The organism is Streptomyces sp. HD, from assembly GCF_028369295.1.
Lineage (GTDB): Bacteria > Actinomycetota > Actinomycetes > Streptomycetales > Streptomycetaceae > Streptomyces.
This window is the reverse complement of the sequence record NZ_JAQMYP010000040.1, coordinates 27,612-52,218: the sequence shown is the minus strand read 5'-3', so window position 1 is coordinate 52,218 and position 24,607 is coordinate 27,612. Positions and strand designations below refer to the sequence as shown.

Below are 24,607 nucleotides of genomic sequence, written 5' to 3'. Positions count from 1 at the left end.
ACCGGGCTCTCGCTGTCGTCGCCGCCCAGGAACAGCAGCCCGGCGAGCAGGGCGAGGACGAGTCCTCCGGCGCCTGCGCCAAGCAGTAACAGGCGCCTGCGCCGCGGGACAGGCCCAGGGGAGTGGCTGGGCATCGGCGGATGTGGTGGCGGAGGGAACTGCCCGTCCAAGAAAGGTGGTCGGTCCGGCGATGCTGGGGTTCCCGGCCACGGGTCACCCGGCGGCGGCCCGTACGGCCTTTCAATGTCCGGACCCTTGCCCGGTTGCCGGGCTCCGTGCCCACTCTGACCGCTGCCCTGCCCCGGCTCTGTCATACGCTCCCCGAACTCGGCAGTCGCCGCTTTGCGGCGGCGCCGCCCCTCTGGGCACGCCGACAGCGCCGGCTGTCCGCCGCAACTTGGATAGTGACACTATCCACTTCGCCCTGTGAAAGGTCAACTGCCTCTCGCAGCAGGCCATCCGCTGCGCGGGAGGGGCCCACGTCCTCATCGACATCTACGGCCGAGTGGCCACCGACCTGAGGGTCTCGCTGACCGACCGTTGCAATCCGCGATGTAAGCAGTGCATGCCCGAGGGGGCTCTGCACTGGCTGGCCAAGCCCCACCCGGCCGGGGCTGAACGAAGGCGAGGCCCCAGACCTCGTCGCCTGGGCGGTGGAACACGACTACGAACTGCGCTTCATCAAGCAGATGCACCTGGACGCCCAGCACGGCTGGAAGCGCGAAGGCGTGGTGACCGCGGGTGACATCCAGGCCTCGCTGCGCACCCGCTTCGACCTGAATCCGAGGTGCACGGACGAGTGGAGATCAGCCCTCGCCGAGCGCTGGGTCGTCGAGGGCGGCCCGCACCGCGTCGGCGTCGTCGCCTCCGTCACCCGCCCGTTCTGCGAGGCCTGCGACCGCAGCCGCCTTACGGCGCCAACGGCCGGATACGCACCTGACTGTTCGCGCAGGAGGAGACAGCCTTGCGCGTGCATCTGCATGCCCGAGGAGGGTCTGCACTGGCCGGACGCGCCCGCCCGACCTGCTCACCGACGACGAGGTCATCCGCGCTCGCCTGGTCTGCGAATCCGTCCATGGACTGGCCCACTCCCGCCAGCGGCGAGGCTGTGGCGATGAGGGCTGCCGCAGCCGGTGGATCTCTTGGCCTGATCCGAGAGCAGCTCCGGCTCGGCGAAAGACGCGCGCCCCAGCCGGTGGTCACCGAAATGGCCGCGAGGTATGGCAGGGCGTCGGCCCAGGTGATCCTGCGCTGGCACGTCGAGCACGGTCTGTCCGCTGTCCCGAGGCCAGTCCACGCCGTACGCATGGCCGAGAACCTCGACGTCTTCGGCCTCGCGCTGACACCGGATGAGACCGCCGCCATTGATGCCCTGAACACGGGGTGCGCAGTGGCCCTGGCCCGATTACATGGACTGTCAGCCAGGGGTGATGTCACGGACACCTCGGGATGGCTGAAGGCTTGCCGCGAGTGCGGCGGCCCCTGAGGCCCTGTGGTGCGAGCCTTTTCAAGCACAGCTCCTTCACGCAGCCGATCACACGACCGCGCAGATCTGCGGACAGGGCTTCGACGGAAGCGGGTCGGATTGGGCATCGCCCGGAAAGAGGCCGAGTCCAGCGAAACGGTCAGGGCGATGCCGCTGGGCATAGAGCGAGCTGTTCTGGCTGTCCGATTACCGCAGCCTCGGCCTCGCTACTAGCGCAATTCTCACAACACCTCTTCGGGCTCACGACGTAGGAGACTGTTCAGAGGTTGTCTCACGTGGCAAGTATCGCGAGCTTCTTGAGGCAGGTCAGGGCGGCGGCCCATGGCCAGGCCTCGGCTCTGCCAGGCGTTGCGGACCGCGTACGGGATCTTGAGACCACGAGCAGCCCATGGCAGGCTCATGCCGCATGATCGATGAATTCGCGAAGGACAACCTGCACGGGAGACTGCGGCGGGACCGCGAGGCGCTGCTCTGGAAACTCGACGGCTTGTCCGAATACGACGCCCGCCGACCATTGACGGCGACCGGGACCAATCTCCTCGGCCTGGTCAAACACGTGGCCACCGTCGAGGCCAGGTACTTCGGCGAGGTCTTCGACCGCCCTTCCCCGGAATCGCTGTCCCGGTGGCAGGACTCCGACGGCAGCGATCAGTGGGCGGCCGAGGACGAGACCCGCGATCAGATCATCGGGTTCTACCGGCGCACGTGGGAACACTCGGACGCGACGATCAACGAGCTTCCCCTCGACGCCCCCGGCCACGTGCCGTGGTGGCCGGAGCCTTATCCCAACACGAACCTGTTCGCCATCATGGTCCATGTCCTCGGCGAGTCCATCCGGCATGCCGGGCACGCCGATATCCTGCGTGAGGGCCTCGACGGCCGGACCGGCGTGCGCGCCGAGAACGAGCAGCAGATCGACGAGGAAGCCCGTGCAGCCTACTGCGCGAAGATCGAGCAGGCCGCCAGGTCGGCCGCATCAATCAAGGCTTAGAGGTTGTCTCACGTGACTTGATGTTCGTGCGGCATGATGCCGGTCGCGGGCGCTGATCTATCGAAGGGTCCGGTTCCTGATGAACTCTGGGAGCTGGCCGCCCCGTTGCTGTCGTCGTTCGCTGCTCGTCCGCAAGATGCTGGGACCGCTCCGTGTGACGGGCGGGCCGTGTTCACGGCAGTGGTGTACGCGCTGACCAGCGGCTGTTCCTGGCGGCATCTGCCGCCGACGTTCGGCACGTCGCCCGCCACTGCGCATCCCCGCTTCATGCGGTCATTGGCGGCGGGTTCCGGGAGTCGGGAATCCGAGGGCTACCGGCGGTCGGCTGGTGAGCCGCGCGACGTCGGCCGGCTTGCTGCGGACGAACGTCGGGGTCATGTCGATCCCCTCGGTCTCACCCAGCCATCGCTCCTCTTCCGCACGTTTCCGACGGAACATCAGATCTCTTTCGATCTCGGAAAGCCGGGACGCCATCCTCGGGTTGACCTGCAGCATCGGGCGCGCGAGCAGGAAGGCGCCCGGATCCGTCGACCATGACGAACCCGGGCGTCTCCTTGCGGCGCCGGCGGCGAAGTGGGCGTGTGTCTGCCGGACGGGGTGGGACGCGATGCCCTGCTACCCGGCGTCCGCGCGCGGCACGTTGCCGCCGGTGGTGATCATCTCAGCGCACCTCGCGCGCATAAGGGGCGACGGTGATCTGGTCGATCAGCGGTGCGTAGCGGGAGCGGAGCGGTACACCGGGGAAGGTGTCCGAGGCGTAGGTGGTGCCGTCGAAGTTCGGCAGTTCCTCGGAGCGGAAGGCGATGGTGTTCTGTCCCTTCTTCAGCTGGACCGGAACGGTCAGCTCCCAGAAGTTGTTCTGGTGGAAGCTGTGCGGGAAGCCGACGCGCCGCGTCTCACCGCCGTTGACCGTGATGTCGGCGTGGCGGGCGAGCGGATCCGGGTTGTAGTGGGTGGCCTCGGCCTGCTCGGGGTTGGAGTAGCGGATGCGCAGCGCGTACAGGCCGTCCCGGTCCGCGGCGACGGTGAACGTCGCGGTGTTGCCATTGCCGGGGTCGCCGCCGATGCCGGTGATCGCCGTGCCGCCGGTCGCCAGGGTGAGGGGGGTGAGCGTGGCCGAGCCCGCGAGTTCGGCGTCGCCCGCCTCGTACGTACGTACCGGCAGGGTGCCCTCGGTGGGTGTGACCGTGAGGCGGTCGACGAGGGTGGTGGACGAACCCCCGGTCAACGTCACCTTGTTGACGCCGCCCGAGAGGGAGACCGCCACGCTGCTCCTGTCCTTCGCCAGGCGCAGGACCTCGCGCCCGTTGGCGGAGAGCCGGGCGCCCGTGCCGCCGAGTGTGTCGACGCTGAGGGTGGCCTCGCGATCGGCCGGTGAGTAGACCCAGAACGTGGCGGTCTGGCCCTTGGCGAGCCGGGCTGCGCCCGAGCCGGTCGCCGACTCCTTCGGCAGGTCGTAGACCGGCTGTGCACCGCCGCCCAGCCAGGCCAGTTCGCCCTCGTACACCTGGGTGTCGGCCGAAGCCTCGGGGAGGGAGAGGGTGAGCCGGTCGACGATGGCGTCGCCGTTCGTGGCCCGCTTGCCGTCGAGGCTCTTCGCGGCGAGCGTCAGCGTGTGCTTGCCCTTGGTGAGCTTCACCTTGGTGTCGGTGTGGTCCCACACCACCCACTTGTAGCCGAGCGGCAGGTACAGCTCCTGCTCGCTGTCCGCATTGCCGTCCACACGCAGGAAGACGTTGGTGGGGCCCTGCTCCTTCACCTTGTCGAAGGTGTTGAGGGAGTTCGCGAAGGCGCTCAGGTCGTAGGTGCCGTCCTCGGGCACGTCGACGGTGAAGTCGAGCGTGACGTCCGAGCCGGTGCGCAGGCCACCCACGTCGTAGCCGCCGGAGGTGTAGAACTTCGACACGTCGCGCGGCGAGCCCTCGGGGCCGTTCTTCGTGTAGCCGGACCCGGAGTGGGCGGCGTCCTCCGCTTCGTACGACCCCTGCCAGCGGACCGGCGGCGACTGCGTGCCCTTCGCCTTTCCGGCCGGGCTGAGGACGATCTCGTAGGCCGAGGACTCCTTCAGCTTCGGCAGCGCGCCGTCGCCGAAGTCGATGACGACCTTGCCGTCGTCACTGACCTTCAGGTTCGTCTCCGTCAGCAGCTTCGGTCCGGAGTTGTCGCCGACCTGTCCGCTCCAGTCGATCTCGCGCACCCAGGCGTGCACGCGGTCCCCGAAGACCTTCTTGGGGACACCCGCGAAGGTGATGTGGCCCTTGCCGGTGGAGCCGCCGAAGATCAGCCGGGACTGCCTCTTCTTCGCGTCGAGCGTGGCGACACCCTGCATGGTGTAGTTCTCGCCGGGGAACGGCGGAGCCACCTTCACCGTGTGGCCGCTCATCGAGGCGTACGAGTGGAGCAGCCACCACTGGCCGTTGCCGCGGTTGGACTGCACCGCGGAGTCGGAGAGGTTGCCGTCGATGTTCCAGTAGGCGATGTCGGCGTCGACCTTGGACTCCTCGATCGCGGACACCCACTGGATCATCTGGCCGGGGACGGAGGTGTGGTAGTTGAAGGCGTACTCGTTGATGTTGATGGGGAGTCGGGTGCCCTCGCGGTCGGTGCCCTTGAACAGGTCCTTCTCCCACGCCCGGTACTTGACGACGCTCTCGCGCACCGCTTCCGGGTGGCTCAGCTCGTGCCAGGTGATCACGTCGGGCAGCGTGCCCGCGGCGAGGGTGTGGGTGAGGAAGCCCTTCACCTGGTCGTAGAGCACGCTGGTGTTGGGGCCGGCTATACGGGCGTTTGGCATCCGTCCCTTGATGAGCTTGTAGGCGTCGTCCCAGGCGGCGAAGAAGTCGTCGGGGTCGTTCAGCCAGCTGACCTTGTTGTAGCTCCACTCACCGGTGCCGAACATGTTGCCCTCGGGCTCGTTGAACGGCACGAAGACGATGTTGTCCTGGTACTCCTTCGGCAGCTTCAGGACCTGGTCGACCTGCTTGGCGAGCTTCTCCTTGTAGAGCTTGAGCTTCTCCGCGGGGGTGTCGCCGGGCCACTGGTAGGGGAAGCCGCGGTGGATGTCGGTCATGTAGATGTAGACATCACCGTTGGTGGAGTCAGCCAGTGGCTTGACCACCTCCAGCGCGTCGGCCCCCTGGTGCTGCGGGCCGTCCTGCGCCTTCGTCGAGACCGTGCGCAGGCCCATGCCCTCGATGAGGTTGTTCGTGGGGACGTCCGGTCCGTACACGCCATAGAGAGTGCCGGAGGCGCCGCCGTGGAACGCGCCGGTGTCCGAGCCGAGGTCGACGGTGAGCTGTCCCTCGCGGACCACGGTGACGGTCGCCTTCACGGCCCGCCCGGCCGCCGTTCCGGCCACGGTGAACGTCCCCGGCTTCGCGTACTTCTCGGCCGGTACGGCATCCCAGGTGATCGGTGTGTCGCGGTCGTAGCCGTCGGAGAACGAGGAGCGGACGGCGCCCGGCAGGGACGGGGCGGTCCCTGCCGTGGTACGGACGTCGAAGGACGTCTTCGAGAGTTCCTGGACGGTCGGCACGGTCCCGACCGTACCGGCCACCTGCTCCGCGCTCAGCGCCGAATGCCACACGGTGAAGTCGTCGACCGCGCCCTTGAGCAGCGGGTCGGGCCAGAAGGACTTGCCGATGTAACCGGCGGCCGTGGCCGAACCCTCCAGCAGCTCCTTGGCCTTGATGCCGGTCGCGGCGGAGGCGATCGCCACTCCGTCGAGGTAGGTGGTGAGCCGGCCGGCGCCGGTGTCGAGCGTGACGGTGACCGTCCGCCACGCGTCCGAGGGAAGCATCGCGTAGCCGCGGACCTGCGTCTCCGCTCCGCCTCCGCCAGTGGTCACGGACGTCTGGAACAGCCCGTCGCCGTTGTACGGGGTACTGAAGAGGTACTTGGTGGTGCTGGTACCGAGATCGAAGATCCGCTGCCAGGACGCCTTGTCGCCGCTCCACTTCACGCGGGCGGAGACCGTCAGGTCGGTCGCGTCACCGATCACTTCGCGGGGCAGCCGGACGTACGCACCGTCGGAGGTGGGCGCCCCACCGGGCAGGGCCAGGGCCTTGCCACCGTCCGTGCCCGCCACGAACTGGGCGGTGGAGCCGTTCACCAGGGTCGCCGTCAGACCGTGTCCGGAGCTGTCGGTGATCCTGCCGGAGGCGAGATCGTCCTGGTCGAACGTGTAGCGCGCGGTCGGCCGGGGCGCGTCGGCCGCCTGCGCCGGGACTGCGGGTGCGGTCAGCAGGCCCGCGCCGAGAGCGACGGCCACGGCGGCCGGGGCTCGGCGCCGGGCGGATCTGTCAGCGGATGGCATGGATTGCGTCCTCAATCCTTGAGTAACGGGTCCTTGTCGGCCCACCTCGGTCGACGCCTCGTCCACGTGCCGGTCTGAGTACGAAGGCTCTGAGGCGGGCAACTCGAACCGGTTCGATCCCGGACTCCGGCGGCAAGGGCAATTTCGAGGCGAGCGAGAATGGCGACCCCTGTGCTGCCGGGAAATCGGGAAATCGGCGCTTCGCTGCCGGAAGGATCACTTCATCGAACCGGTTCGGCGAAGCTAGCACTGGAGAAACCGGGCCAGCAATCCCCCGGACGCAAGGTCTCGGGGATCCTTGCCGGCGTCGAGGGAATGGGTCGGAAGTGTTGACAGACGTACGGGCAGTTCCTAGCGTCCTTTACGCGAACCGGTTCGACAGGCCGGGGTCGCCCCTCAGCCCACCCCGCATCCGCACGACCGACAGACGCTTCTGTCTCCGGGTGTCGAACCGGTTCGAGCAAGGAGTCGCCGTGAACATCGGTGAAATCGCCCGCAGGGCCGGTGTCTCGCGGAGCACCGTGTCCTATGCGCTGAGCGGCAAGCGCCCCGTGTCCGAGGACACGCGTCGGAAGATCCAGCAGGTCGTCGACGAGCTGGGTTACCGGCCCAGCGCCAGCGCCCGTGCCCTGGCCAACGGACGGACCAGCACGATCGGCCTCGTCTTCCCGCCGGCCGGCAACCACTACACCGGGATGCAGCTGGATTTCATCGGCAGTGTCGTCGAGGCCGCCGCGGCCCACGACTACGACGTGCTGCTGTCACCGAGCGGCGTGGACAGTGACCGTTCCTTCCAGCGGTTGCTGGGGGAGCGGCGGGTCGACGGCGCGATCCTGATGGAGATCAGACTGGAGGACGACCGGGTGGACCATCTGGCCGCGCTGGGCTTCCCGTCCGTCGCCATCGGCCGTACGGCTCATTCCGAGGACGGTTGGTGGGTGGGCCTGGACCACACCGCGCTGGCGGCGGCGTGCGTTCACCACCTGGCGGATCTCGGCCACCGCCGGGTCGCTCTCGTCAACCGTCCCGAGAAACTGCTGCGGTCCGGTTACGAGTCCGCGCACCGTGGCCTGGACGGATTCACGAAGGCGGCGGCCGAGCGGGGGCTGACGGTCCGGACGTACTGCTGTGGGGACGACGCCGCCTCGGGCCAGACCTGCGTGGAACGGATTCTGCACGACGACCCGGCCACCACGGCCCTGGTCACGCTGAACGAGGCGGCCCTGGGCGGCATTTACCGTGGTCTGGCCATGGCGGGCCGCCATGTGCCGCGCGACTTCTCGGTCACCGGGGTGGTGGCGAGCCGGTGGGCGGAGACGGTGACCCCGCAGCTCACCGCGGCCGACGTGCCGGCGGAGGAGATGGGCCGGCGTGCCGTCGACCTGCTCGTCGAACGGCTCGACCATCCTGAGGCGCCTGCCCGGCACCACCTGCTCACGCCGCCGATCTCGTTGCGGGCCAGCACCGGGCCCGCCGGAGCCACACCCACCATCAACACCCGGCCCGATACGTCGTTCTGACACCTCACCACGCCCGGCGGAAAACCCCGCTCTCTCATCTCGGTCCGCCGAATGTTCGAAGCGCACCTCGGCGTAGTTCGGTTCAGCGCAGTTCGGTGTGCCCGCCCCTCAGTAACCGTGCCCTCGGCACCCGCATGCCAAAAACAGAGGAACTCACGATGAGCAACTTCTCCAGACGGCGCCGTCCGACCGCCGCAGCCCTGACCGCACTGGCTGTCGCCACCAGCATCACCGCCTGCGGCTCCGGCTCCGGAAGTAGCGACACCAAGGGTGCGGACAGCGGCACGTACACCATCTGGGACCCGTACCCCCAGTTCGACAAGAGCTCGGCCTGGGCGAAGCTGCTGGACGCCTGCGGCACCAAGGCGGGGGTGAAGGTCAAGCGGACCGCGTTCGACACCAGTGACCTGGCCAACAAGGCGCTGCTGGCCGCGCAGCAGGACAACTCCGCGGACGTTCTCATCGTCGACAACCCGGTGGTGTCGACCCTGGCCGAGGCCGGAGTACTCACCACGACCGACGACAACAAGCTGGACACCTCGAAGGTCGACCCCAACCTGCTCGCGGCCGGCCAGGCGGGTGGGAAGACGTACGGCACGCCGATCGGCGCCAACACGCTCGCCCTCTACTACAACAAGGAAGTGCTGAAGGAGGCCGGGGTGGACATCGCCTCGGTCAAGGACTGGAAGTCGCTCACGGCGGCGCTGGCGAAGGTGAAGAAGGCGGGGAAGAAGGGCGTCACGTTCTCGGCGATCGGGACGGAGGAGGGCAGCTTCCAGTTCCTGCCGTGGTTCTGGGGATCGGGCGCCAAGCTGACCGAACTCGACTCCGCCCAGGGCGTCTCCGCGTTGTCCCTGTGGCAGGACTGGCTGAAGAAGGGCTACGCCCCGAACTCCGTCATCAACAACACCCAGACGACCAGCTGGCAGGAGTTCGCGAGCGGTGACTACGCGTTCGCGGAGAACGGCACCTGGCAGCTCGCGAACGCGAAGAAGGCCGGCTTCGACTACGGCGTCCTGCCCATACCCGGCGCCGCCGGCGGCAGCGCGGCCGCCCCGACCGGCGGTGAGTTCGTCACCCTGCCCGCCCAGGGCGACAGCGGCCGCTACGCCACCTCCCAGAAGCTGGTGTCCTGCCTGACCAGCAGCCAGAACCTGTACGACACCGACACCATCTTGTCGTACGTGGCTCCTACCGGCGAGGTGCAGGACAAGCAGGTGGCGGCGAACGCGGAGTTGAAGCCGTGGGCGGACGCGGTCAAGGCGGCCAAGGGGCGCACGAGCGACGATCTGGGCACCAAGTACCCCAAGATTTCCGAGCAGTTGTGGAAGGCCGTGCAGTCTGCCCTCAGCGGGGCCGCCTCGCCCGAGGACGCGCTGGGCAAGGCCCAGTCCGCCGCCAAGTAGCCAGAGATTTCCGGTCCACAGATGAACCACACGACAAAACTGCCGGACCGCCGGTCCGCGCGCGCCCGGAGCGGGGCGGCCATCCCCGACCCGCCCCCGGCCCCCGCGCGAGCACGACGCCGTCCGACCTCTCCGCAGTGGGCCGCCTGGGCCTTCCTGGCCCCGGTGACCCTCTACCTCGTCCTGTTCTACGCCTATCCGCTGTACCGCAACATCGACCTGAGCCTGCGCAACTACACGGTCCGCTCCTTCGTCCAGGGCGACGCACCCTTCACCGGACTGGAGAACTACCAGAAGGTCCTCGACGACCCCACCTTCACCCCCGCCCTGCAGCACACGGTGGTGTTCACGGTCGTGTGCCTGGTCCTGCAGTACGGCATCGGGCTCGCCCTCGCGGTCTTCTTCCACCAGCATTTCCGGTTGTCGGCGACGCTGCGGGCGCTGTTCCTGGTGCCGTGGCTGTTGCCGTTGATCGTGTCGGCGTCGACGTGGTCGTGGATGCTCAACAGCGACTCCGGGATCGTCAACGCCGCCCTGGGTGCGGTCGGGATCGGCCCGGTGAACTGGCTGACCTCACCTGACTGGTCGCTGACCTCGGTGATCATCGCGAACATCTGGATCGGCGTACCGTTCAACCTTGTCGTGCTCTACAGCGGCCTCCAGTCGATCCCCGGGAGCCTGTACGAAGCGGCCGCCCTCGACGGGGCGAACGCCTGGCAGCGTTTCTGGCGCATCACGTTCCCGCTGCTGCGCCCGGTCTCCGCGATCACCCTGCTCCTCGGGCTGATCTACACGCTCAAGGTCTTCGACATCATCTGGATCATGACCAAGGGCGGCCCGGCGGACTCGTCCACCACCTTCGCCACCTGGTCCTACCACCTCGGCTTCGGCAACCTGGTGCCCGCCTTCGGCCCCGGTGCGGCCGTCGGCAACCTGCTCGTGGTCGCCGCCCTGGTCTTCGGTCTGGTCTACCTCCGGGTGCAGAGAAAGCAGGCGCTGTCATGACGAGTCCGCAGCTGGTCCTGAACCGACGCGCCAGCCGTACGGGGTGGAAGACGGCCGTCGGTGTCCTGCTGACCGCGATCATGCTCTTCCCGGTCTACTGGATGCTCAACGTGTCCCTCACCCCCGAACAGGACATGCGCAAGAGCCCACCGGAGCTGATCCCCGCCCACGGCACCCTGGAGGGCTACCGCACGGTACTGGACGAGCAGTTGCCCTACCTCGGCACCAGCCTCCTGACCGGCCTGGGCACCGTCGTCCTGACCGTGGCCCTGGCCGCACCGGCCGGCTACGCACTGGCCAAGCTGCGGCCGCGCGGTGGCGGTATCCTGAACTTCGTCCTGCTGGCCGCCCAGATGATCCCCGGCATCATCATGGCGATGGGCTTCTACGCCATCTACCTCCAGCTCGGCCTGCTCCAGTCCGTTCCCGGTCTGATCGTCGCCGACTCCACCCTGGCCGTCCCGTTCGCGGTGCTGATCTTCACCGCGTTCATGTCCGGCATCCCCGGCGAGCTGCTCCAGGCCGCGACCATGGACGGTGCCGGAACCTGGCGCACCTTCAGGTCGATCGTGCTGCCGTTGAGCCGCAACGCCGTCGTCACGGTGTCCCTGTTCGCGTTCCTGTGGTCCTGGTCCGACTTCGTCTTCGCCGGCACTCTCGTCAACGGCGGCGCCCACGAGCCGATCACTCTCGGCATCTACCACTACATCGGCAACAACAACCAGGAGTGGAACTCCATCATGGCCACCGCCGTCGTGGCCTCGCTGCCCGCCGCGGTCATCCTCGTCCTGGCCCAGCGCTACGTCGCCGCCGGCGTGACCGCCGGCGCCGTCAAGGACTGACCGACGTAACGTCACCGCCTTGCCTCCTTCCTTCCTCCTGTTGAAGAAACGAGTAGCCCTTCATGACCGCCGCCCGCTCCGGCCCGGCCTTCTCCGTCCGCGACATTCCGTTCAGCACGTACGGTTCCTGGTTCGACATCTCGCCCGTGGTGGCGGAGAAGACGTACGCGGAGGACCTCCACCTGGTCTCGCACCAGACCGGCATGCACGCCGTCCTGCGTCTGGTCCCCCTGGACGCGGCGACCGGCCGGCGCGCCGAAACCAGCGTTCGGGCGACACCGGCCCTGCTCAGCTGGGCCGGCCCGGCCGGGCGGGTCGACCTCGCCTACGAGTCGCCCGACACCGTACGCCTTCGGGGGAGCGGCCTCGGCGTCGGCGTCTTCGCGGCCGCGCGAGCGCTCACCCCGTTCAGCGGTACGTACTTCTACCGTGAACCCGGCACCGCTGCGTATGTGTTCACCTCGTACGAGACCGGGCGGCGCTACCGGCTCACCGTACTGTCCGGGACCGTGACCGAGACGACCGGCGCACAGGCTCTCGGCAGCGGTGACCGCGGTGTCACGGTCGGCACCGACGGCGGCGGAGTGTGGGAGGTCGCGGTCGAGGAGTACGAGACCGCGCGCCGTCCCTACGACCTCACGGCGACCTTCGACCGAGTCGCGGACACGGCCCGCGCCGCCTTCGCCGCCTTCACCGACACCGTCGCGCCCTGGCGCTCGCCGGCCACGCCCGCGGCCGAACTCGCCGCCTATGTGCTGTGGTCGGCGACCGTCCGTCCGAAGGGCTTCGTGACCCGGTCCGCAGTGCTGATGTCCAAGCACTGGATGGACAAGGTGTGGAGCTGGGACCACTGCTTCAACGCCCTCGCGCTGGCCCCCGGACAGCCGGAACTGGCCTGGGACCAGTTCTCCCTGCCCTTCGACCACCAGGACGAGTCCGGTGCCCTGCCCGACTCGGTCACCCACTCCGAAGTCCTGCACAACTTCGTCAAACCGCCCATCCACGGCTGGGCCCTCGGCCACCTGCGCCGACGCCTCCCCACGCCCCTCTCGTTGACGCAACTGGCCGAGGGATACGACAGGTTGTCCCGCTGGACGGACTTCTGGCTCACCGCCCGGCGCGCCCCCGGCGCCACCCTGCCCCACTACCAGCACGGCAACGACAGCGGCTGGGACAACGCCACCACCTTCGACCCCGAACGTCTGATCGTCAGCGCCGACCTGGCCGCCTTTCTGACTCTGCAGCTCCATGAACTCGCCCACCTCGCACAGGAGTTGGGGCTGGACGGTGACGCCCGCCGCTGGAGGCGGACGGCCGCCTCGACACAGGCGGCGATGCTCAACGAGCTGTGGTCCGGCGACCGGTTCGTCGCCCGCTCGGTCAACACCCAGGACACCTGGAGCAGCGCCAGTCTCCTGGACCTGATGCCCATCGCGCTGGGTGAACACCTGCCGGAAGGCGTAAGCGGCGTACTGGCCGCCCGGATCGAGGCCCACCTGACTCCACACGGCCTGGCCACCGAACTGCCCACCTCACCGCACTACCTCTCCGACGGCTACTGGCGCGGTCCGATCTGGGCGCCATCGACCGTGCTCGTCGAGGACGGCCTGCGCCGCGCCGGCCACCGCGGGCTCGCGGACGAGATCAGCGCCCGTTTCCGCGCGTTGTGCGAGACCTCCGGCTTCGCGGAGAACTTCGACGCTCTGACCGGCACGGGCCTCAGGGACCGCGCCTACACCTGGACCGCCGGCAGTTACCTCCTCCTTGCCGAGGCCCATGAACACCGGCGTGCGGAGCCGGTCCGGACGGCCGGCGGCTGATCCGACCAGCCGGTGGCGGCACCACCGCCACCGGCTCCAAGACCAGGCACGCACCGCAAGGCTGCGGCGGTTCAGCATCCGTCGGCCGTGGTGTCGCGGCGGAGGTTCGGTTCATCGGCAGAACTTCGCGACGGCCGTGGCGTATGCCCGAAAGCACTGTCAGGCGTGTCTCGCCGGAGATCAGACCGACCAGCGCCTGCGCACTCCCGTGGCACGCGACGCCCACCTGCTCACCCCCGGCGAACTGGCCGACGAGCTGCGCAGACTGACGACCCGTGGCCGTTGGGCAGGTGAGGGTGCGCAAGGTCGTGCACCTCTCCTTGACCTTCGACAACCGGGTCTGCGACGGCGTCACCGCGGACGCCTTCCTCACCCGCGCGGCGGAGGACGCCCCCTGCCGCGTGTCGCACAGGGCTGTGAGCTGGGCATCTCCTTGGTATTGCCGGGTTTTTGGGCTGACCGTGCTCGGCGACGGAGGTCTATCTCAGCTGCGGGATCGCAATGACAAGGTTCCGCGCGACTTCCGTCAGCAAGGCGACGGCCTCCACCACGCGGTCCAGGCCGTCCGCCCGCATGCACAACCTTGCCCTCCCATCATGAGCAGACGACCCCGATCACCAGCTCTGACCTGCCCGAACACGGCTTTGTCCCCGGAACGGACACGTCTTCGGCCGGTAAGCACCCATCCCCCATGACGAGCGGGTTCCCGGCGATGCCGACGCTTGGCCTTGCCGTCGTTCACACGAACGCTGACAGAACCCTGAATTTGGCTCGGTCCGCAGTTTCGTGAAAGCGCCGGTAAGATCGTCTGTTCATGGATGCGAGCGCAGGGCCTGAGATGATCCGGGTTCCGGCCGGGCAGGTCACACTGTCGGACCGGCGGACACAGCGGAGTTGGGCGGTCGAGCTGGACCCCTACCAGCTTGCGACGTACCCCATCACCCAGGTGCTGTACGCACACGTAACCGGTGAGCGTCCAAGCACCGCCTGCGGGGACCACCTGCCCGTCGAGGGCGTCTCCTGGTGGGACGCGGTCCAATTCTGCAACGCCTTGTCGCAGCGCAAGGGGCTCACGCCCGCCTACCGGCAGGTCGGCGGCGAAGACATTGAATGGGACGTAGCGGCCGACGGGTACCGGCTGCCGACCGAAGCGGAGTGGGAGCACGCCTGCAGGGCCGGTACCGCGGGACCGCGTTATGGCTCCCTCGACGAGATCGCCTGGCATCGCGGCAACTCGGTGGAGACCATCCACGAGGTGGGAGTCAAGCGCCCCAATCTCTGGGGCTTTCACGACATGCTCGGCAACGTGTGGGAGTGGTGCTGGGACATCTACGACGCCGAGGTGTACGGCACCTACCGAGTTCTGCGAGGCGGCGGCTGGTTCGACGAGCACTGGAGCTGCCGGGCCTCCGTAAGGCGCCGCAGTCACCCCACGTTTCGGGTCGATGACGTCGGATTCCGCATCGCACGTTCCGTGGTGTGCTGATCCACGATGCCACCTGGCAACCGGTCGAGATCCGCTGTGCGTCCTGCTCGGCCTGCCGGATCCACTCCAGCAGCAGGTATCCGCGCTGGTGGCGGACCAGGTCGGCAAGGGCCCGGGCGAGGTCGCAACAGTTCCACGTCGACCTCCACTTGGGCCCGGGGTGGCCAGGAGCGTACCTGCGGACGGTTGCGGGGCGATCGTGTCAGTTGCGAGATGAGCTGGCGGTGCGCGCTCGGCATCGCGCAGACCCTGGGCGCAGCCCCGCGCGCGGCCATGACCACTGCGCAGGCGCCGGCCGATACCGAGCGGCACGGGGAGCGATGGGCCCGCGCGCGCCTGCTGAGGGTGCTGGGCCGGCGCGTGTGGGAACTGGGCGAGCAGATCGAGGCCAAGGAGCGGACCCTGTCCGCCGTGGAAACACTAGGGGCGTCCGCGACAGCACCGGCGTGGCGGACATGGTCCGGCAGCTCGCCTGGATCACCGCAGCGGCGGGCGACCATCAGCGGGCCGGGCGGCTGCTGGGCGCGGCCAGGGCACTGCGCGAGGACATCGGCATCACCGTTGCAGCGAGTGACCGCACCACGAGGAGTCCCACGCGCAGTGCACGGCCCAGGTCCAGAACGCCCTGGGTCCGCTCGGCATCGAACAGGCCCCGGCGGCCGGAAGCGCCGGAGCGGGGCTGTCCGAGGCCCTCGGTCCGGTCACGAAGCGAGGCAGGTGAGCCCTCAAGGTGTGCGCGTCTCAGAGCAGGGACGAACAACGGCGCGTCCTCATCGTCGCCTACGACGACGCGCAGATCCTGGACATCGCCTGCCCGACGCTTGAGCATCTTGATCCGGTTGCCATGGCATCGATTTCGGGGCAGTGCGCCCGCCGACTCCTCCTCGCCGTCGGCCTGCCGGCCCTCCGTCTTGGCGCGACCACCTCACCCACCGCTGCGGGCACGTCCAACTCCGCCTGGGACGGGACGGGTCGTGGTACGCCTACGAGTCGGAACCGGCCACCACGACTGGTGACCCCGCGGCACCCCCGACCTTGGCCCGGTTGGCGCCCCCTGACCGGCCTCGACGTTTCGCGGGAGGCTTACGGGCAGCATCTATCTGGCACGACGGGCAAATTGGCACGACCGGCAACGAGCACGGCCTCCGTCACCCGAAGTGTCACTACACTGCGCCATGGCACCACAGGACACACAGCAACTGGCCGAGAATGAACGGGGAGCGGCATGGCTACGGGGGGATGGGGGCCGGGAAACGGCCTGGGTCAGCCTGGCGGCAACGGACCGGGAGGCCAGGGCGGCTGGGGCGCTCCCTACGGACCACCGCAGGGCGGCCCGTACGGTCCGCCACCACCGAATCCGGGCCCGTACCCGAACCAGCCTCCGTACCCCTACGGCCTTCAGCCCACAAGGCCCGCCGCCCGACGGCGCCGCGGCTGCCTGTCGTTCGGCACTCCCTTCGGGCTCGTCGGCGCGATCCTGCGCTCCGCGCACCGCGTTGCCACCAGGCTCTTCGCGCAGGAGGGGGACGGCCGGATCGAGGACCGCATCGTGGACCGCGTCCAACTGGCCCGCACGGTGCTCGGTGCCGCCGCCACCATCGCCCTGATCCTCGCCTACAACGTGAACCCGAACCGCTGGGAGGACGCGGCGTACGGCGGTGCCGCCCAACTGATCGTCGCCCCGTTCGTGCTGATCATCGCCGCGCCCCTGGTCATCATCGGATTCATCTACTACGCGCCCCCGCACCTGAGGCCGCATCTGCGCTCCCGGCTGCGCGTTCCGCTCAAGGCGGTCGGCTGGTACGTGCTGACGTTGGTCGTGATGAGCGGAATCCTCGTCCCCACGGCCCTGACCGTCGACGCTGACGACGGGAAGAGCTGGTGGGAGTACGCCCTGGCCGTCGCCTCGCTGATCGTGATCGTGTGGGGCTTTCCCTTCTTCTTCATGGCGTCGCTGTACTCGGCCCGCAGTGCCTTCAACAGCGCCCAGGTCCACCCGATGCTGCCGCCCGTCCTCACCCTGACGCTGGTGTGGGTGTTCGCGGCCTTCAGCCTGATCGGCGACGGCCTGCCGGGGGGCCCGCCCGTCGTCCAGTTCTGCTCCACACTGGGCGGGCCGCTGTCGGTGACCGCCGTCTCGCTGTGGGAACTGCGCCGGATGAAGACCCGTTTCGGCGTCACCCTGCGCCCCTGATCCGGCTTCGGCGGCCCCGCTCCCGAGCGACGCGCGGACCTTCGGTGAAGGGGTGTGTGAGGGTTCGCCGACCCCGGAAGTCAGGTGTAACGATGTGGAACCCCGCATCGGGAAGGCCCGGAAGACGCCTCGGTTCTCATCCCGGGCCACGGGGTGGCGGTTGGGTCGTGCCGGTCCTGCTTGGAATGGCGGTGACAATCGGGTCGCCGGCGATCGTGCCCCGCTGATAGACGGTTGCGATGGAGGGCGACGACTCGCGGGTGTTCCAGGCAGGGAAGTCGGGGCTGATCGTGAGGATCCCGGAGGATGAGCCTGCGGTGCGTGATGAGCGATGCCCGGAAGACCCGCTGCTCGGAGGGCAGTTCGACGGCGTCGTCCCGCATCTGACCGTCGCCCAGGGCCAGGACGAGGCTCTCGTGGAGAAGGCTGAGGCCGACTTGCTCACCACTCTTCCCGTCGTCGCGCAGGTCTTGGCGGTCGACTTGCTGGTCCACGGCGGGACGCGTTGGCGATAGCGGGCCTCTTTCCCGCTGGGGTAGGCACAGTTGGTGATCGGTCAGCCGGTGCCCTGTTGGGACTTGGCATGCGCGAGCCGGTGGGAGTCAATCCCGGCCGTTGTCGGCCTCGTTCGTGCGCCTGCCCGGGTCCGTCGGCCAAACGCGTGGGCCGCAGCCGAGCGGCAACAGGTCCGGACGTGACGCACGGTTGTTGCTCAGTTCGCCGGGGGCGGATCGACTTCGCCGCCGACGCCGGAGCGTCCTGCGGGAACGCCGACGACGTACACAGTCACATGCCGTCGGACGGATTCGCCGAAGACCTCGACCATGGCATCGGTGACAGCCGTGATCAGCTGTGTGGGGGCCTGGTCGATACCCGGTAGGTTCAATGCCGCTTCACGCACGTTCAGCGAGACGATCGGTGCGTTCACCGTGGCGGGCACGCCGCCGATGCCCCAGCGGTGGCGTGGGATACCGAACAGCTCAACCACCGCCATGGGGCGTGCTCGCTCTCCGTACACCCTGACCAGCGCCTCGGTCAGGGCAAGGACAAGTTTCGGCTCGACTTCGCCGTCGAGCTCCTCTTCGTGGATCCGTACCTCGAAGTGCGGCATCACAGCTCCGTTCGGATGGTTCGCTACCATGAAGGCGACGTTGCTTTGTAAGTAAAGTATATTTGTGATGGAAGGTAAATGGAGGGATGGTCGATGTCAATCGAGGGCCGGGGCCGACGCAAGACGAACCCGAACGGACCCGGGCCGGGAGTCGACGAGGCGATCAGGGCGCTGCTGCTCCTGATGCCTCGCATGGTTGGACGCGCGAAGCGGATCCCGGTACCTGAGGAGCTCCAGTCGCTGTCGCTCGCGCCGCGGCACCTGTCGCTGCTGTCCTGTCTGCTGTTCGACGGGCCGATGACCGTGAACGATCTTGCCGCCCGTCTGGAGGTCGCCCCGACCACCGTCAGCCTCATGGTCGGCGAGTTGAGCCGGAAGGGCATCCTGGAGCGGCGCGAGGACGAAGCGGACCGGCGTCGGCGCATCGTCAGCATCACCGACAGCAAACGGCCGACCATCGACAGCTGGCTGGCACGGGGCGCGCATGCCTGGCGTCAGGCACTGAATCCCCTGACCCCCGAACAGCGGCAGATGTTCGTCCAGACTCTGCAGGCCTATGAGGCAGCCATGGCCGACCGCGAAGACGACTGATGAAGCTCCAGAGGCCAACTCAGGGATGCGGTCGCCTCCTGAAGCCCGTTTTCTGAATCAGAGCCCCGGGAAGCCAGCGGCGGCGGCCCGCTCCGGACGGGGAACCGGGCGCGGACCGCCACGGGCCATACCGCAGCTCCTGGGCGTGGTTCAGGCGGCGGCCCGGGACGCGGCGCGCAGCGGCGCGAGTGCCGTGCTCCAGGCGACGATCTGGTCCAGCAGTGTGTCCAGAGCGGTGGCGCTGTGGTCGGACGGCTTGAGGGTGGCGTAGTTCTCGAACTCGGTCATCAGCGACAGCGTGACCTGCTGGCTGACGCCGGCCATCTGCACCGCGCCGCAGATCAGCCGTAGTTGCTCGGCCGCACGGGCGCCGCCGACGACGACGTAGGAGACGAACCCGACCGCCTTGTTGTTCCATTCCGCATAGAGGTGGTCGAGGGCGTTCTTGAGCACGCCGGAAGTGGAGCGGTTGTACTCGGGGGTGACCATGACGAACCCGTCGAACGAAGCGATCCTGGCCGCCAGGCCCGCGTGTGCGCGTGCTGATAGTGGCCATGCATGGCCCCCCGCGGCTCGTCCAGGTGCGGGAGCGGATGGTCACGCAGGTCGATCAGCTCGAACTCGGCGTCGGTGCGGCGCGATGCGGTGTCATGGACCCACGTGGCGACCTGTTCGCCGTTGCGGCCCGGGCGGGTGCTGCCGAGGATGATGCCAATCCTGATCATGCCCGATTCTCCTGTCCTGTCTGTGGTGCGGCTTGTTCTGTTTGCGGTGAGGCGAATCCGTCAGCGGGCGTCCGCGCCGCGCGTCGTGGGCACGGAGCCCGTCAGGGGACTCTCATCGAGGTACCGGATCTCATAGACGCGTTCGGTGAACTTCCAGCCGTCCGCAGTGCGCTGGTAGCGGTCGTGGTAGATGGCGTAGTTCACCCCGGACCGGCCGTCGCGGCCGCGCCCGACCTCGGACATGTACGCACGGCCGGACGCGGTGTCGCCGTCGAGCCGGATCATGCCCGGATGAGTGTTCTGCACCAGGAAGTCCACGAACTCCGGTACCCGTCGGCCCCAGGCGCGGATCTGCTCCTGGCCGGACATCTCGGCGGGGATGTCGGGCATCCGCCACACGCCGTCCGGTGTGAACAGCGACGCGACACGGTCGTAGTCACGCATCATCACCGCGTCGGTGAACTCACCGCGCAGCGCCTCGATCTCGACCCGGTCCGCGATCGCCTGAAAGTCGCTCATCGTTTCCTCCCTCTCGCATGCACCGGGGATGCTGTGCCGGTGTCAGCAGTACGACGGCGCAGCTCCCTGAAATGTCAGGCGAGACGATGGCCTCACATTTCGGTGCGCTGTCTCGTCGGTCCGGTGAGTGCAGATCAGACCGACGCAGGGCAAGGGGTGTACGTACCGTGACCACCGGAGACGATCAGAGCCTGAGCGCGATCATGAGCGAGCGGCGTCAGCTGATCAATCTCGCCTACCGGCTGCTGGGCTCCCTGGCGGAAGCCGAGGACGCCGTCCAGGAGACCTACGCCCGCTGGTACGCCATGTCGCGCGAGCAGCAGGACGCCATCGAGTCCCCCGGCGCCTGGCTGACGAAGGTCGCGGGCCGCATTTGCCTGGACCTGCTCGGCTCGGCACGGGCCCGGCGCGAGCGTTACGTAGGTGAATGGATCCCCGAGCCACTGCCCGAAACCACCCAATGGACCGCCGGGCCGACAGGCAGCGCCATGGCCGACCCGGCCGACCGGGTGACCCTCGACGAGTCGGTCAACATGGCCTTTCTCGTCGTGCTCGAATCGATGACCCCGGCCGAACGCGTCGCGTTCATCCTGCACGACGTCTTCCGCTACTCCTTCGCGGAAGTCGCCGAGATCGTCGGCCGCACCCCCGCGGCCTGCCGTCAGCTCGCTTCCTCCGCCCGCCGCCGTATCGGCGCCTCCCGGACGCCGGTGGCCCCGGCGGCTCACCAGGCCGGCATCGTCAGGGACTTCAAACAGGCGTGGCAGGCCAAGGACATCAGTGCCCTCATCGGTCTCCTCGACCCCGACGCCACAGTGATCGCCGACGGCGGCGGCCTCACCCGTGCCTCACTCCACCCCATCGAAGGCGGCGAGCGGATCGCGCACTACCTGACCGACCTCTTCGCCAAGGCATCCGGCAGCCTGGCCGTCGTGGAGCGCACGGTCAACGGCTGGCCCGGCCTGGTCGCTCAGCAAGACGGCCGCACCGTGGCGGTGTACGCGTTCGACATCGCGGGCGATCAGATCACCCACATCTGGGCAGTGCTCAACCCCGAAAAGCTCCGCCCCTGGACGACGGGCTGAGACGCGCCGAGGTCACCACAGGTCGAGCACGACATGCGTCCAACACGCCGTAACGGTCGGCCAGGGTGAGCCCGGTTCCCCGCACAAGGCCGGCAGAGAGATCTGGCCGTCAACACGGTCTCGGTGTGCCCGCGTTGGGGCAGGGCGGCCCCCCAAGAAAGACTGGGAGGCGCAGACAGCGCAGGACCGTGGATTCCCCGGCCAGGGCCTCGGCTCCGGTCGGGGTGCCACGGCGCGGAAGGTACGCCAGCCGTGCCGGCCGTAGACCTGGAAGCGCTGGTGCCAGGTGCCCCGGCACGTAGGAAGGGTGACGGGCGGTCAGCGACAGGTCGTTCAGCGTAGTCCTGGTGTCAGTCGGCTCCTGACGGCATCGGGGACCCGATGCCGGGTATGGCGGTGGACTCAGCGCCAGTCGTCGATCACGTAGGCGTCCGGGCGGCTGTAGCCAGGTTCGTTGGGCTTGTGCATGGTCACGCCTTGCAGCCAGGTACGAAAACCGCGGTGGACCATGCGCCGGTAGGCATCCTGGCGGGCCAGGTTCATTCCGGCGTCCAATTGCCTCAGTCCTTTCTCGGTGGCCAGCTGCTCGCACGCATTCAGCAGTCGTTCGAACCGGTCCCCGGCGTCCGGGCCAGGGCGTACGGCGCCGAATTTGACGAAGCACACGTCCTCACCGGCCTCCGACCCCGCTCCGCAATGGCAGACAGCCAGACCGTCGAGGCCGGAGTCGGCGCCCTCGATGAGAATGGTGTCGCCCAGCCCCTGCGCCTGTGTGGCCATGATCTCGTGCTCCAGGCTCAGGCCCTCGTACACGGCCTCCGTCAGTGCGCGGCTGAGGCTCAGTGCGTCGGTCCGCTCAGCGGCGGTCAGCTCGCCGTACAGCACTCGGCCGGGGACCGCGGCACTGACGGTGACCTGTTTCTTCATGATGGCTGTAAGGAATCGGGGCCAGAAACCGTACCGGCGGTAGAGCTCAAGGTGCTTGGGACTGTGCGAGAAGGTGAACAGGCCGAGATGGCGGTTCTCCCAGGTGTCGAAGCAGGCCATGACCGGTTCCATGAGGCGCCTGCCGATGCCCTGGTCCCACAGATCCGGACGTACGGTCAGCGGGCCGAAGAACCCGACGCTGCCCCAGTTGGCGGCGAAGTTCGATCCGACGACCTCGCCCTCGACGGTCGCTGCGAAGGCCGCGTGTGGATCTGCCGCCCAGCGAGTGCGGACATAGTCGGCGGTCCCGAAGAACGTCTCCGGCTCAGGGGCCCCGAGGAAGGTCCCGAAGGCAACCCTGAAGATCTCGTCGGCCCGATCCAGATCCGGCTCAACCAGGGGGCGGACCGACGCCGAGGAGGCGGCACTCGTTCGCTTCGCTGCGGGCATGATCGCTCTCCTTTCCGCCCCCGGTTCCATCGCACCACGGACGTGCGCCGCGGGCGACGTGACAGGTGCGGCGGTACCTCAAGGAACGAGCAACCGCGTTCCCCGACGACCGGGCGGCCGTCTTCCGCCCGATCGACGACCCCCTGGGCCCGGCCCGGTCCGCCGGGGGCCTCCGAGGAGCCGGAGGAGCGCCGACAGCGCCTGCTCTACGGCCTCGCCTCGCCGTGGTTGTCACCGCCGTCGTCATCGAGGGTGCCGGGTGTGGTCTGCGACGGGGCGAAGTCTTCGGGCTCGCCGATGACAAGATCGGCGATCTCGGCCGGCTGTACATGCGCCGGCAGGTCGGCAGGCAAAACCTCGTCCTGACCGACGGCCGGGCCCTGGCGGACCTCATCTGACCGGACGCGGCTGACCTGCGGTTTCACCGTTGGCCGGAGTGCACACTTGAGTCTCCCGCAGGGGGAGACCGGAAGGTGGGCTCATGGACGGCGGCATCCTCTACTCGATCGGTGAGCTGGCCCGGCGAACCGGGCTGGCGGTCAAGACGATCCGGTTCTATTCCGATCGGGGCATCGTGCTGCCCGCCGACCGCACCGACGCCGGTTACCGGCGCTACGCCCCGGATGCCGTGGCTCGCCTCGCCCTCGTGAGGACGCTGCGGGAACTGGGACTCGGCCTCGACATGATCCGGCGGGTCGTGGATCAGGAGCTCACCCTCGGCGAGGTCGCCGCGGAGCACGCCGCCGCGCTGGACGCGCAGATCAGAGTCCTGCATCTGCGGCGGGCGGTGCTGACGGTTGCCGCCGAGCGGGAGCCCACCCCTGAGGAGATGGAACTCATGCACCACCTGGCCACGCTGTCCGCGGCCGAACGCCGACGCCTGATCGACGGCTTCCTCGACGCCGTCTTCGAGGGCCTCCACCGCGGCGAGGGCCCTCAGCACGCAGCGGCCCGGCGTTCCATGACGCCCGAGCTCCCCGACAGCCCCACGGACGAGCAGGTCAGGGCGTGGGTGGAGCTGGCCGAGCTGTCCCTGGACCCGGATTTCCGGGCCAGTGTGCGGCGCCTGGCCGAGGAGCATGCGGCACGGCTGCCCGACAGAGCCCCCACGCCACCGCGCCCGGACATCGTCGCCGTGGCCCGGGACCTCGCGGGAGCGGCCGTGGCCGGCGGCATCAGCCCTGAGTCACCCGAGGCCGATCCCGTCGTCGCGGCGCTCACCGCCCGCTGCGCGCTCACCTCCGACCGCCCCGACGACGCCGAGCCGCACCAGTGGCTGCTGCACCGCCTGGAAGCCGCGAGCGATCCACGCAGGGACCGCTACCTCCAACTGCTCGCGCTGATCAACGACTGGCCGGCACCGGAACGCCTCGCCCCCGTGATCGACTGGTCCGTCACGGCTCTGCGGATACGGTCGGCCCAGTGACACAACGACCGGGCAGGATCACTGCACGAGCCGTACGGCTGGAGGCAGCCGCCACCCAATCCGCCCCCGCTCTCGTACTGCGTCCCTGGCAGCCCGCGGACGCTCCCGCCCTGGTCGAGCTCCACCGGAATGACGCCCGGAATGACGCCCTGAGCCGATGGACGAGCTCAGCCGTGCACGACGAGGCCGACGCCGCGCGGTGGATTCGGGAGCAGCAACAGGGCTGGGAGACGGGGCTCCGCTACGGATTCGCCGTCGTCGAGTACCAAAACGGCGGCCCTGGTGGCCAGTTGACGGGGCGTGTGGTCCTCAAGAACGTCACACCGGGCACTTCGTCCGCCGAGGTCGGCTACTGGATCGCGGCGCAGGCACGCGGCCGCGGCATCGCGCCCCGAGCACTGCAGGCGCTGACGGACTGGGCCTTCGCCACGTTCCCCGATGACGCCGCATTCCCCGATGACGCGGCTTTCCCCGACGACTCAACGTTCCCCCATGCCGCGGCTCCCGCCCACGCCGCACTGACGCGCCTGGAACTCCTGCATCAGATCGACAACACGGCATCATGCCGCGTCGCGCAGAAGTGCCGGTATGCCCTGGCCGCGCGCCTCCCCGCGGCGCCGCCCTCCTATCCGCTCGCCGGCCATGTGCACGTACGGACCCGCGATCACTGATCCAGCCGGGTGCAACTCGACGCGCTGACGGCGACTC

The 24,607-nt window shown here is 68.6% G+C and carries 22 protein-coding genes and 3 pseudogenes; 19 read left to right on the top strand and 6 right to left on the bottom strand.

Annotation, left to right across the window (positions count from 1 at the left end):
- Nucleotides 1-608: 608 nt before the first annotated feature.
- The 4 genes and pseudogenes from POF73_RS32125 to POF73_RS32110 all read left to right on the top strand — a co-directional run.
- A pseudogene (locus POF73_RS32125) lies at nucleotides 609-937 on the top strand (GTP 3',8-cyclase MoaA); the annotation flags it as partial.
- 369 nt (nucleotides 938-1,306) lie between these two features.
- Nucleotides 1,307-1,486: a hypothetical protein gene (locus tag POF73_RS32120; RefSeq protein WP_272122539.1), complete on the top strand. Its 180-nt coding sequence runs from the start codon at nucleotides 1,307-1,309 to the stop codon at nucleotides 1,484-1,486.
- A 406-nt stretch (nucleotides 1,487-1,892) separates the two neighbouring features.
- On the top strand, nucleotides 1,893-2,477 hold the full coding sequence (locus tag POF73_RS32115; RefSeq protein ID WP_272122538.1) for a DinB family protein: 585 nt from the start codon (nucleotides 1,893-1,895) through the stop codon (nucleotides 2,475-2,477).
- Between the two features lie 33 nt (nucleotides 2,478-2,510).
- A complete protein-coding gene (locus tag POF73_RS32110) occupies nucleotides 2,511-3,014 on the top strand; it encodes a transposase (RefSeq protein ID WP_272122537.1) in 504 nt (167 codons plus the stop codon).
- A 124-nt stretch (nucleotides 3,015-3,138) separates the two neighbouring features.
- Here the strand turns inward: POF73_RS32110 and POF73_RS32105 are convergent, their stop codons facing one another.
- Complete coding sequence (locus tag POF73_RS32105) at nucleotides 3,139-6,792, bottom strand: LamG-like jellyroll fold domain-containing protein (RefSeq protein WP_272122536.1); 3,654 nt, start codon at nucleotides 6,790-6,792, stop codon at nucleotides 3,139-3,141.
- Between the two features lie 473 nt (nucleotides 6,793-7,265).
- Here POF73_RS32105 and POF73_RS32100 point away from each other — a divergent pair, with 473 nt between their 5' ends.
- From POF73_RS32100 to POF73_RS32075, 7 genes are all read left to right on the top strand, one after another.
- The gene (locus POF73_RS32100; protein WP_272122535.1) at nucleotides 7,266-8,312 is read left to right on the top strand and encodes a LacI family DNA-binding transcriptional regulator; all 1,047 of its coding nucleotides are present in this window, start codon (nucleotides 7,266-7,268) and stop codon (nucleotides 8,310-8,312) included.
- Between the two features lie 158 nt (nucleotides 8,313-8,470).
- The gene (locus tag POF73_RS32095; protein ID WP_272122534.1) at nucleotides 8,471-9,718 is read left to right on the top strand and encodes a sugar ABC transporter substrate-binding protein; all 1,248 of its coding nucleotides are present in this window, start codon (nucleotides 8,471-8,473) and stop codon (nucleotides 9,716-9,718) included.
- A 21-nt stretch (nucleotides 9,719-9,739) separates the two neighbouring features.
- Nucleotides 9,740-10,723, top strand: a complete 984-nt coding sequence (locus POF73_RS32090; protein ID WP_272122533.1) for a carbohydrate ABC transporter permease — start codon at nucleotides 9,740-9,742, stop codon at nucleotides 10,721-10,723.
- A complete protein-coding gene (locus POF73_RS32085) occupies nucleotides 10,720-11,565 on the top strand; it encodes a carbohydrate ABC transporter permease (protein ID WP_272122532.1) in 846 nt (281 codons plus the stop codon). The genes POF73_RS32090 and POF73_RS32085 overlap by 4 nt, the downstream gene beginning before the upstream one ends.
- A 62-nt stretch (nucleotides 11,566-11,627) precedes the next feature.
- The gene (locus POF73_RS32080; RefSeq protein ID WP_272122531.1) at nucleotides 11,628-13,385 is read left to right on the top strand and encodes an amylo-alpha-1,6-glucosidase; all 1,758 of its coding nucleotides are present in this window, start codon (nucleotides 11,628-11,630) and stop codon (nucleotides 13,383-13,385) included.
- A 275-nt stretch (nucleotides 13,386-13,660) separates the two neighbouring features.
- The gene (locus POF73_RS46070; RefSeq protein WP_334313633.1) at nucleotides 13,661-14,080 is read left to right on the top strand and encodes a 2-oxo acid dehydrogenase subunit E2; all 420 of its coding nucleotides are present in this window, start codon (nucleotides 13,661-13,663) and stop codon (nucleotides 14,078-14,080) included.
- Nucleotides 14,081-14,199: 119 nt separating this feature from the next.
- Nucleotides 14,200-14,871 (top strand): formylglycine-generating enzyme family protein, encoded by a 672-nt coding sequence (locus POF73_RS32075; RefSeq protein WP_272122530.1) that lies wholly within the window; start codon nucleotides 14,200-14,202, stop codon nucleotides 14,869-14,871.
- A gap of 499 nt (nucleotides 14,872-15,370) precedes the next feature.
- Here POF73_RS32075 and POF73_RS32070 read toward each other — a convergent pair whose 3' ends face one another.
- Entirely contained in the window at nucleotides 15,371-15,700 is a 330-nt protein-coding gene (locus POF73_RS32070; protein WP_272122529.1) for a hypothetical protein, read from the bottom strand.
- A 39-nt stretch (nucleotides 15,701-15,739) separates the two neighbouring features.
- On the opposite strand from POF73_RS32070, the pseudogene POF73_RS46355 reads away from it, so the two are divergent.
- From POF73_RS46355 to POF73_RS32060, 3 genes and pseudogenes are all read left to right on the top strand, one after another.
- A pseudogene (locus tag POF73_RS46355) lies at nucleotides 15,740-15,952 on the top strand (SWIM zinc finger family protein); the annotation flags it as partial.
- A 144-nt stretch (nucleotides 15,953-16,096) separates the two neighbouring features.
- Nucleotides 16,097-17,065, top strand: coding sequence for a hypothetical protein (locus POF73_RS32065; RefSeq protein WP_272122527.1), 969 nt, complete (start codon nucleotides 16,097-16,099; stop codon nucleotides 17,063-17,065).
- Nucleotides 17,066-17,304: 239 nt separating this feature from the next.
- Nucleotides 17,305-17,580: a hypothetical protein gene (locus tag POF73_RS32060; protein ID WP_272122526.1), complete on the top strand. Its 276-nt coding sequence runs from the start codon at nucleotides 17,305-17,307 to the stop codon at nucleotides 17,578-17,580.
- A 197-nt stretch (nucleotides 17,581-17,777) separates the two neighbouring features.
- On the opposite strand, the gene POF73_RS32055 is transcribed toward POF73_RS32060, so the two are convergent.
- The gene (locus POF73_RS32055) at nucleotides 17,778-18,176 is read right to left on the bottom strand and encodes a tautomerase family protein (RefSeq protein ID WP_272122525.1); all 399 of its coding nucleotides are present in this window, start codon (nucleotides 18,174-18,176) and stop codon (nucleotides 17,778-17,780) included.
- Nucleotides 18,177-18,269: 93 nt separating this feature from the next.
- Between POF73_RS32055 and POF73_RS32050 the strand changes: the two genes are divergently transcribed.
- A complete protein-coding gene (locus tag POF73_RS32050) occupies nucleotides 18,270-18,767 on the top strand; it encodes a MarR family winged helix-turn-helix transcriptional regulator (protein WP_272122574.1) in 498 nt (165 codons plus the stop codon).
- A 150-nt stretch (nucleotides 18,768-18,917) separates the two neighbouring features.
- Here the strand turns inward: POF73_RS32050 and POF73_RS32045 are convergent.
- Both POF73_RS32045 and POF73_RS32040 read right to left on the bottom strand, forming a co-directional pair.
- Nucleotides 18,918-19,492: pseudogene (locus tag POF73_RS32045) on the bottom strand (NADPH-dependent FMN reductase).
- Nucleotides 19,493-19,552: 60 nt separating this feature from the next.
- Complete coding sequence (locus POF73_RS32040; protein ID WP_272122524.1) at nucleotides 19,553-20,011, bottom strand: nuclear transport factor 2 family protein; 459 nt, start codon at nucleotides 20,009-20,011, stop codon at nucleotides 19,553-19,555.
- Nucleotides 20,012-20,214: 203 nt separating this feature from the next.
- On the opposite strand from POF73_RS32040, the gene sigJ reads away from it, so the two are divergent.
- The gene (gene sigJ, locus POF73_RS32035) at nucleotides 20,215-21,096 is read left to right on the top strand and encodes an RNA polymerase sigma factor SigJ (protein WP_272122573.1); all 882 of its coding nucleotides are present in this window, start codon (nucleotides 20,215-20,217) and stop codon (nucleotides 21,094-21,096) included.
- 402 nt (nucleotides 21,097-21,498) lie between these two features.
- Here the strand turns inward: sigJ and POF73_RS32030 are convergent, their stop codons facing one another.
- A complete protein-coding gene (locus tag POF73_RS32030; RefSeq protein ID WP_272122523.1) occupies nucleotides 21,499-22,473 on the bottom strand; it encodes a GNAT family N-acetyltransferase in 975 nt (324 codons plus the stop codon).
- A gap of 224 nt (nucleotides 22,474-22,697) precedes the next feature.
- On the opposite strand from POF73_RS32030, the gene POF73_RS32025 reads away from it, so the two are divergent.
- The 3 genes from POF73_RS32025 (at nucleotide 22,698) to POF73_RS32015 (ending at nucleotide 24,570) form a co-directional block, all read left to right on the top strand.
- The gene (locus tag POF73_RS32025; RefSeq protein WP_272122522.1) at nucleotides 22,698-22,871 is read left to right on the top strand and encodes a hypothetical protein; all 174 of its coding nucleotides are present in this window, start codon (nucleotides 22,698-22,700) and stop codon (nucleotides 22,869-22,871) included.
- Between the two features lie 83 nt (nucleotides 22,872-22,954).
- Nucleotides 22,955-23,899 (top strand): MerR family transcriptional regulator, encoded by a 945-nt coding sequence (locus tag POF73_RS32020; protein WP_272122521.1) that lies wholly within the window; start codon nucleotides 22,955-22,957, stop codon nucleotides 23,897-23,899.
- Nucleotides 23,896-24,570 (top strand): GNAT family N-acetyltransferase, encoded by a 675-nt coding sequence (locus POF73_RS32015; RefSeq protein ID WP_443049668.1) that lies wholly within the window; start codon nucleotides 23,896-23,898, stop codon nucleotides 24,568-24,570. Before POF73_RS32020 ends, POF73_RS32015 begins: the two co-directional genes overlap by 4 nt.
- Nucleotides 24,571-24,607 lie beyond the last annotated feature (37 nt).

Bases quoted from the DNA above. Each gene is read 5' to 3' on its own strand.
- POF73_RS32120 (WP_272122539.1), top strand. From the start codon at position 1,307: ATGGCCGAGAACCTCGACGTCTTCGGCCTCGCGCTGACACCGGATGAG.
- POF73_RS32115 (WP_272122538.1), top strand. From the start codon at position 1,893: ATGATCGATGAATTCGCGAAGGACAACCTGCACGGGAGACTGCGGCGG.
- POF73_RS32110 (WP_272122537.1), top strand. From the start codon at position 2,511: ATGATGCCGGTCGCGGGCGCTGATCTATCGAAGGGTCCGGTTCCTGAT.
- POF73_RS32105 (WP_272122536.1), bottom strand. From the start codon at position 6,792: ATGCCATCCGCTGACAGATCCGCCCGGCGCCGAGCCCCGGCCGCCGTG.
- POF73_RS32095 (WP_272122534.1), top strand. From the start codon at position 8,471: ATGAGCAACTTCTCCAGACGGCGCCGTCCGACCGCCGCAGCCCTGACC.
- POF73_RS32090 (WP_272122533.1), top strand. From the start codon at position 9,740: ATGAACCACACGACAAAACTGCCGGACCGCCGGTCCGCGCGCGCCCGG.
- POF73_RS32085 (WP_272122532.1), top strand. From the start codon at position 10,720: ATGACGAGTCCGCAGCTGGTCCTGAACCGACGCGCCAGCCGTACGGGG.
- POF73_RS32080 (WP_272122531.1), top strand. From the start codon at position 11,628: ATGACCGCCGCCCGCTCCGGCCCGGCCTTCTCCGTCCGCGACATTCCG.
- POF73_RS32075 (WP_272122530.1), top strand. From the start codon at position 14,200: ATGGATGCGAGCGCAGGGCCTGAGATGATCCGGGTTCCGGCCGGGCAG.
- POF73_RS32070 (WP_272122529.1), bottom strand. From the start codon at position 15,700: ATGCTCAAGCGTCGGGCAGGCGATGTCCAGGATCTGCGCGTCGTCGTA.
- POF73_RS32065 (WP_272122527.1), top strand. From the start codon at position 16,097: ATGGCTACGGGGGGATGGGGGCCGGGAAACGGCCTGGGTCAGCCTGGC.
- POF73_RS32060 (WP_272122526.1), top strand. From the start codon at position 17,305: ATGGAGGGCGACGACTCGCGGGTGTTCCAGGCAGGGAAGTCGGGGCTG.
- POF73_RS32055 (WP_272122525.1), bottom strand. From the start codon at position 18,176: ATGCCGCACTTCGAGGTACGGATCCACGAAGAGGAGCTCGACGGCGAA.
- POF73_RS32050 (WP_272122574.1), top strand. From the start codon at position 18,270: ATGTCAATCGAGGGCCGGGGCCGACGCAAGACGAACCCGAACGGACCC.
- POF73_RS32040 (WP_272122524.1), bottom strand. From the start codon at position 20,011: ATGAGCGACTTTCAGGCGATCGCGGACCGGGTCGAGATCGAGGCGCTG.
- sigJ (WP_272122573.1), top strand. From the start codon at position 20,215: ATGAGCGAGCGGCGTCAGCTGATCAATCTCGCCTACCGGCTGCTGGGC.
- POF73_RS32030 (WP_272122523.1), bottom strand. From the start codon at position 22,473: ATGCCCGCAGCGAAGCGAACGAGTGCCGCCTCCTCGGCGTCGGTCCGC.
- POF73_RS32020 (WP_272122521.1), top strand. From the start codon at position 22,955: ATGGACGGCGGCATCCTCTACTCGATCGGTGAGCTGGCCCGGCGAACC.